This is a genomic window from Alistipes sp. An116 (assembly GCF_002161005.1).
In the GTDB taxonomy this organism is placed as follows: Bacteria; Bacteroidota; Bacteroidia; order Bacteroidales; family Rikenellaceae; genus Alistipes; species Alistipes megaguti.
In genome coordinates this window covers 323282-330402 of the sequence record NZ_NFLR01000001.1, presented here as the reverse complement: position 1 = coordinate 330402, position 7121 = coordinate 323282, and the positions used below count along the sequence as shown (strand labels likewise).

The window sequence follows — 7121 nt, the reverse complement described above, 5'->3', positions numbered from 1 at the left end:
CCCTCCGGAGAGGAGGAGGCCGTGAGGGTGATCGTATCGACGTAGAACTCCTCCTGCTCGATGATCCGGCGCATCAGGCCAGAGATCTTCTCCAGCTCGCGGCCGTTGTCGCCCAGCGTATCCACCACCCGGGTGTCGCCCACAAAGAAGCGGATGTAGTTGCGGTCGCGGACCGTGACATACTTGTCGATCACGCGGATGCGGTAGCGCGGCATCGTATCGACAAAGGAGAGCATCGACGAGACCAGATAGGTCAGCGTATCCGAGGACGGTAGCCGGTAGGCGCTGTCATCCACGGCCTGCACCTTCCCCGTGAGCGTGATGAGCATCTTCTTCGAGGTCTCGTCCGTCGGGACCTCCTGCGAGTAGTAGCAAATGATCGTGCTGCGGTTCTCGACCAGCGAATCGAGCCGCGCATCCTCCGGGTAGGGAAACTTCACGAAGCGCTGGAAGGCCGCCTCCCGCCCCAGCGTATCCGGCCGGAAGCGCCGCACATAGGTCTCATACTGCCAATAGTCGCGCTCCTGCAACAGCGAGAAGCGGCCCCCGCGGATCACGAGATCCTCCAACGGAACGGTTCCGTCGGGTTTGTGCAGCAGGGGCGTGATGACCACGCTGCGGCTGCTGCCCAGCAGCTGCTTCGGAAGCGTAACCACAAAGTCGAGGTGCACACGCCCGTTGCGTTCGGGAACCGCGCGGACCTTCGCCACGACCGTCACCTGCTCGATATGCAGCGACATGACCCGTTCACCGTCGGGCAGCGTATCGACCGGAGCCAGAAAGAAGGGGTTACTGTCGCGCTGGAGCCGCACGACCTGCGGCCGGTAGTCTTGCTGCTGTGCCTGACGCTCCGCGCGGGTCAGTTGCGAGAGGTGCGCCGCGGCACGCTGACGCTCCAGGCGTGTGGCCACCGAGCAGCCCGTCGCGGCACACATCGCGGCGGCAAGCATGCCGCCCAGAATCATTCGTTGTGCTTTCATGGCTAAAACAGATAGGCGAACGACACCTCCAGGCGGGAAGGGGCCAGCGTCCAGCGTCGCGAGTGGTAGATATATTCGTCGTCCCAGTCCGAGACCGTAGGGTCACGTCGGGTGTCCTTCGTATGAAAGAGCCCGAGGCCACCTTCTACGGCCACACTCCACCGTTTGGAGAGCATCCACGAATAGCCGCAGGAGAGACCCGCGCCCCACGCACGTCCGTCGTAGCGCCGCGTGCGGCGGCCGACGAGGTAATTGACATGCGAGAGCTGCGCACCCACAAAGGGGCCGACCTGCGTCTCGTAGAACCAGTAGCGGGCGCCGAGCTGTGCCGCACGAAACGAGGTAGCAAGATTCTCCGTGCGCAGGGGGTTCCAGAACAACGCTCCCTCCAGCGACCAGCGGTCCGTCAGGGCCACCTCGGCGCCGAGGTTCAGCGTTGCCGTACAGGCCGCCAGCGCATTGGCACGCACGGCGAAGATCTGTGCCGCAGCCTTGTGGGGCGAACCCCACAAGGCCATAAGCAGCACCATTAGAATCGGTATGATACGTTTGGTTTTCATGAATTCGTCCATTTTATCCGTTTACTCCTTGACACAGCGGACTCCATGACCGTGTGTTTGAGAGTTTCCGGTGGCTATCTGTACGACACCGCTGTCAAGAACATCTACAGACTTGGCTGTTTGCGCTCCCGATGAGCTCGGGTCACTGGTCCACATCCGGGTCCATGAAGCCGGCACATAATACTGGAGAGTTCCCGACGAGTCCTCCAAATAGCCATTGAAGGGATAGAATGAGGTTGCCGTACCGTTATAATACATATACCATCCCCAGGAGGTAATACCCGACGCCTTCTTGAACACGGTCTTGTCCCATGCACTGGACGCAGGGACTTTCCACCCCGGAGGACAGGGATCGTAAATGGTCTTTTTTCCGGAAGGATAACCCCACAGATAGGGGCTGTAATCAACCAGCCAGGTAGAGAAATAAACCGGATTGCTGCCGGCAGGGTTCGGAGCAGAACCGATAAACGATGTCGGATGTTCCAGACTCCAGGCAATCGAATAGTCGCTCAGCGGATAATTCCCCGTATAGTGACTGTGGACCTCAAATTCATATCCCTGAAGATTCCATGTCGTGGCGGGTGTTTTATTATCGGACTTCCGGTTTTCTTTGGGGTAGATGAAAGGGTCTTTGCGTCCCCACTGGAAATAGAGGCCCTTGCTTACGACATCGGATGTCGCGGTAGACTCCGCACCGAGGTTGCGGTCCATGAAGACGGCTCCCGTCGAGTAGGTCTGGGCCGTATGGAACGGTTCATAATCCACAGCCCAGATATGCCACGACCAGATGCACCGATCCCGGTCGTCAAAGAGGCCGATGACGGCATTGCCATGAGTCGTACCGGTCGAAAAATAGATCCACCCATGATCATATATCGCATAGCGGACAACGCTCCCGAATCCTGTGCCGCTCTCCCAAATCACCCGGGCGGTCGTACCGTTAAGCGCAGAGGCGGTAATTCCCGTTGTAGATTTGCCATTGCCCTTTACACGGGCATTGAATGAATATCCCGTATTGAGTGCTCGCGCAATGTAGCAGTTGGCAGTCCCATTACCATCCAAAGGTGTGTGGCCATCTATTTGGAATCGGGCAAAAATAGAACCCCTATGGGTCGTCGGAACATAATGGTACTCGGCAGCTGACGAGAGGCGTTTCGTAAAAGCCGGATCGGAATACCAGCCAGCGAATTTGTATCCTGCCACAGCCGTAGCCCGAAGCATACACCCATCTCCGTCGCAAAGGACCAACAGGTTTTCCGAAGCACCCGTAAAAGGTTGTGAATACAACTCCCCGTCGGCCGTGACCAATCCTTTGCCGTTGCCATCGGGCATAGTCGTCGTACTGGTATAGACTCCAAGCATGTTGGCATAACGGTGCGTAAAGCGAAATATCTGCTGAAAATCATACTCGTCACGCACCGTAACGGTATAGGTCAGCCGATTGTTCGAAGCATCGTAAACTTGCGGAGCATAGTCGATTCCATAGTTATTGCTGCCATTGGGACGATACAATTGCAGCGTTTGAGAATCCCCAACCTGCTCCCGGTCGACGTAAAGTGCATCGGCATCACCCTCCTCTACCGCAACTTCGCATTCGAGAAGCAGATCGTTATTTGCTCCGTCCACCGTCACAATCAACTCTCTCTGGGAGTCCTGACAGCAATATCCGCCAAAACCCTCCTCTTCGATATCGTCGTGAACCGATACCGTATAGCTGTTCACCCTGGTATCCACCTCATTGTCCCCGAGTATCGTAATATGCAACGTATGGAATGTATTGGGGCGAACATCGAAATTCGTCGTATTGTTCTCGCCCAGATAGACGCGATAGGCCAATACCTTGCCGTTGCGCGTTGCGCGAATCATCAGGAACGTGGCGTATCGCGGCGCATGATCCGGATTTTTCTCCCGTTGATCGGAAATAGAGGGGACCTCGCCCTGCCGATTTTCAAGCATGTAACCGGTCAGCGTGCAGGTCGCAGCCTCCGCTTCGGAGAGTTCCGTCAACGGTCCTTTGGCATAATTCTCCGCTCGATCCGATGGAGAGCCGTCACTAAAGGGATGGGCCTGCTGCGGGAGGTTGCAAAATTGGACCGATTCAAGGTGAATATCCCGGACGGCAGACGCCACGGCTATATTGCAGGCAACCTTGGCCACCTGGCGTGTTACTTCAATCGACAAGCTCTGCGTTGTACCGGAACCTGTCGTGATGGAAAGTTCCTGGCATGTCGTCATCGGAAGCTCTTCGTATGAGCCTTGCCAGTGAATCGCATAATCTTCAAGCTGCGTTTCATCCAGCTCGCCCAGATCTTCACGGGCATTCGCAATAAGATATAGCATATAATCTCCGGGCGGACATTCGAAGCTAAACTGCCGGGAGACAAAATAGCGATGCAAAACCATAGCGCCCTTCTTGGCATACAGATAGAGATTGACATCGCGGATTGCCATCTCGTCCGTCGAACGGGTTAAACCGATCATCGCATCGGGGCGTACGGCTATTTCTACCGTAACGCTGCGAGGCGCAAAGTACTCTTCCGTCGAATCCTTGTGGCAACTGGTTAAAGTCACAAGGGTTGCTGTCAAAAAGAACAGCAGCTGCTGGATTCGTTTCATAACAGTCTGTGTTTGAAAAGTTAGAAAAAGGGTCCCGTCCGACCCCTCGGGGCAAGGCGGGACCCGCAACACTTGGATTAGGCGCCCAGATCAACCGACTGCGTGACGGGAGTCTCCCAGTCGGCAACCGTTACCGACACCTGGCAATCCTGCCCCACAAGGCCCGTTATATTGGCGGCAACCCGGTAGTAGCCGTTGCGGAGGATCTGACCCGCGGCCTTGCCCGTCAGCTCGACCGAATAGGTCACCTCCGAACGGTCATCGCTCGTCGAGCTGCTGCCGTCGCCATCGTAGGTCGCGTTGATCTCCAGCAGCACGCGGCTTCCGGCATCGAGCGTTCCCGTTTCATAGAGGTAGAAGAGGTTGTTGTACTTCGACGAGGCTGTCCCCGGGGTCTGGGTATGCGTGTAGGTCATGGCTCCCGTCGAGGGCTCGCCGGCCACGACAAGCGACTGCGAAGCGGCACGCGAGAGCTTCACCGAATTGATCGTGATCGAGCCGGGATACTTCTCCGAAAACTCCGGGGCGATCGTGGTCTGCAGTGCAATCTTTGCCACCGTGCGTTTCAGCGAGATGCCCACTTGCGTCGAGGTGTTCACCGCACCGACGGTTTTGGTCGTCGAGCCCGACATCACGAAGCCACCCGAGCGCAGCGCCTTGGTCGAGACATCCGCGAAGGTGCCGTTATAGTCTCCGGCCGACTTCTCCACGAGGGCCGTGAGTGCCGACCGAGTCTTGGCCGACGAAGCGTCGTAGTTCGCAACGGCATAGAACGAGCATTCGGTTCCGGCAGCCGACTTCGGGAGCGAGAAGGTCGCCGATTTCGAGGCGAGTTCCGAGACCGTGAAATCGCGGCGCAGGATCAGATCGCCCGAGGTGTTGAACGTAAAGACCGAGAGCGACGAGAGAGTCTTCTCCCACGCCTCGGCCGTGGCCGTGGCATCGAAGAAGGCGCGGGTCTGTGCATCATCCCCCGAAGAGAGAGTGATCGTTACCGAGGCGCCATCGGGGCGAGCCTCCGGAGCGGGGTTAATTATCTCGGTTTCCTTGTTGCACGAAGCAAACAGCGCAGCGGCGAGAGCCGCCATCGCAAAAATTCGGATTTTCATGGTTGTAAGATTTGGAAGGTGATTGAAAGATGGTTATTTGAAGTGTTTCGCAAGAGGTGCCGGGCGTTCAGGGCTCTGGTAGCCCGGCACACCGTTTTCGTCGATCCACCGGCGGATGTCCCGTCGAAGCCGCTCCTTGAGCAGCCGGAATTCGGGACGCTGGGCAAAGTCATCCCCCAGCGGCGTGCGCTCGAAGATCGGAGAACAGATCCTGGTCAGTTTCAGCGCCACCGCCTGACGCTGGCTTTGGGGAATAGCCGGGTAGTCGGTTTCGAGGATCAGATGGACCGTATCGTAGGGCGAGAAGAGTAGCCCGCGGAACAGGATCCGATCGGCAACACGGATCGCCTGGTCGACCGGAACACCGGCTTCAAGGCTTTGGCTGTAACCCTCGAATGCCAATCGGCTGCGCCGCTCGATCATCCGTCGGTAACGGGGCTGCGAAGGGTGCCGCTCCTCGAGAAACTGCCGGAGGCGCTCGCTGAACCACGTTTGATCGGGTCGTTCCATCGTCGTGCGACATTAGCGTTTCCGGCCCCGGCTCGGCGCTTCGGGCGTCGGTTCCTGTTTTTGGGGTTGCTTTTGTTCCTGTCCCTGCTGTTTTGACTGGGAGGCCTGCTGCTCCTGGCGGCGCAGGTTCGTGAAGTCGTAGTCCACACCGTTGGTCCGGGGATTGAGTCGGATAATACATGAGAGCGGCTTGCCGTTGCGCCCGAGAATCGGGCGGGCCTTCTCCTTCGAGCAGTCGAGACCTTCGGGACTCTTCACGGCGGCGAGCTGTCGCTCGTCAAGCTGCTTTGAAAGCGATTCGGGAATGTAGGGTTTGCTGTAACGGTAGTCCGTCATCCGGTATTCGCGCGTCAGGGCATCGAAGCCGACCTTCCCCGAATAGGTGATGTCGCCGTTGCGCATCGTGCACCCCTCGACCTGCACACGGCTTCCCGAGGCGAGGTTCTCCTGCTGGGCATCGGTCAGCCTCACTCCGTTGAAGAAGCGCAATTCGGGGACTTCGCGCCGGGGAACCGTCACGAAGCGGTTGGTCGCCGGGTTCAGCGTCACGTAGCACCACTCCTTTTCGCCCGTATGCGGGTTGGGCATCTCGTAGAGGCGGTCCGGAGTCTTCCCCGACAGCATCTGCTCCTTGTCGCTGGCCGTGAACATCATCCGGAACTCCTCGCGTTCAAACTCCGGGCGGGCCAGGGCGCTTTCGAGCCCGACCTGCACGTCACCGTTCTGGTCGCGGAAGGGACGCAAGGCAAACTCTCCGGCAACGGACAAGTCGCCGACCTTCAGACTGATGTTGTGGAGCTCCGTCGTGGGAAGGCCCAGCTTCATCGCCTCCAGCTCCTTCGGCGTAACGACGACGCCCATCTCCTTCAGCTCCTGCAGGTGCAGATCCTGCGTGTCGAACTTGACCCGTTCGAGCTGGTACGAGGTGACGCGGTGGTCGTTCAAGGCCTTCAATCCCTCCGGGTCCTTCGGGTTGTCGGCCAACCGCAGCAGCGACTGTGCTACCTCGCTGGCCTTGTCAGCCGCGACTTTCAGGAAATGGAACGGCTTGGCATTCTCCTGCGAGAGGAACCCCTTGATGAAGGCGCCCACGGCCGAGCTGTTCCGCAGGTCGAAGAAGGCCGGCTTGTTGGCCGTCAGTGGCGAGGTGGTGATGGCCTTGTACTGGCGGCCCTCCTGCTTGAGCTCCGAGACGGCCTCCACGGCGCCGTTCTGTTCGTTGTAGAGCAGCAGCGTCTCCTTGTAGGTAGGATCGGCCTGCTCCGGGGCCTGGTTGATCGGTTGATTCAGATTCTCTTCGGGCATAATGCAACTGTTTTAAGTGAAACAAAAGGTTGATGCCGCGA

The 7121-nt window shown here is 58.2% G+C and carries 5 protein-coding genes and 1 pseudogene; all 6 read right to left on the bottom strand.

Annotation, left to right across the window (positions count from 1 at the left end):
- A pseudogene (locus B5E60_RS01310) lies at positions 1-980 on the bottom strand (hypothetical protein); the annotation flags it as partial.
- 2 nt (positions 981-982) lie between these two features.
- A complete protein-coding gene (locus B5E60_RS01305) occupies positions 983-1540 on the bottom strand; it encodes a DUF3575 domain-containing protein (RefSeq protein WP_087309096.1) in 558 nt (185 codons plus the stop codon).
- Positions 1541-1561: 21 nt separating this feature from the next.
- On the bottom strand, positions 1562-4156 hold the full coding sequence (locus B5E60_RS01300) for a DUF4906 domain-containing protein (RefSeq protein ID WP_087309065.1): 2595 nt from the start codon (positions 4154-4156) through the stop codon (positions 1562-1564).
- A gap of 77 nt (positions 4157-4233) precedes the next feature.
- A complete protein-coding gene (locus tag B5E60_RS01295) occupies positions 4234-5265 on the bottom strand; it encodes a fimbrial protein (protein ID WP_087309064.1) in 1032 nt (343 codons plus the stop codon).
- 33 nt (positions 5266-5298) lie between these two features.
- On the bottom strand, positions 5299-5775 hold the full coding sequence (locus B5E60_RS01290; RefSeq protein WP_087309063.1) for a DUF1896 family protein: 477 nt from the start codon (positions 5773-5775) through the stop codon (positions 5299-5301).
- A 12-nt stretch (positions 5776-5787) separates the two neighbouring features.
- Positions 5788-7080, bottom strand: a complete 1293-nt coding sequence (locus B5E60_RS01285) for a DUF3945 domain-containing protein (protein ID WP_087309062.1) — start codon at positions 7078-7080, stop codon at positions 5788-5790.
- Positions 7081-7121: the final 41 nt, after the last annotated feature.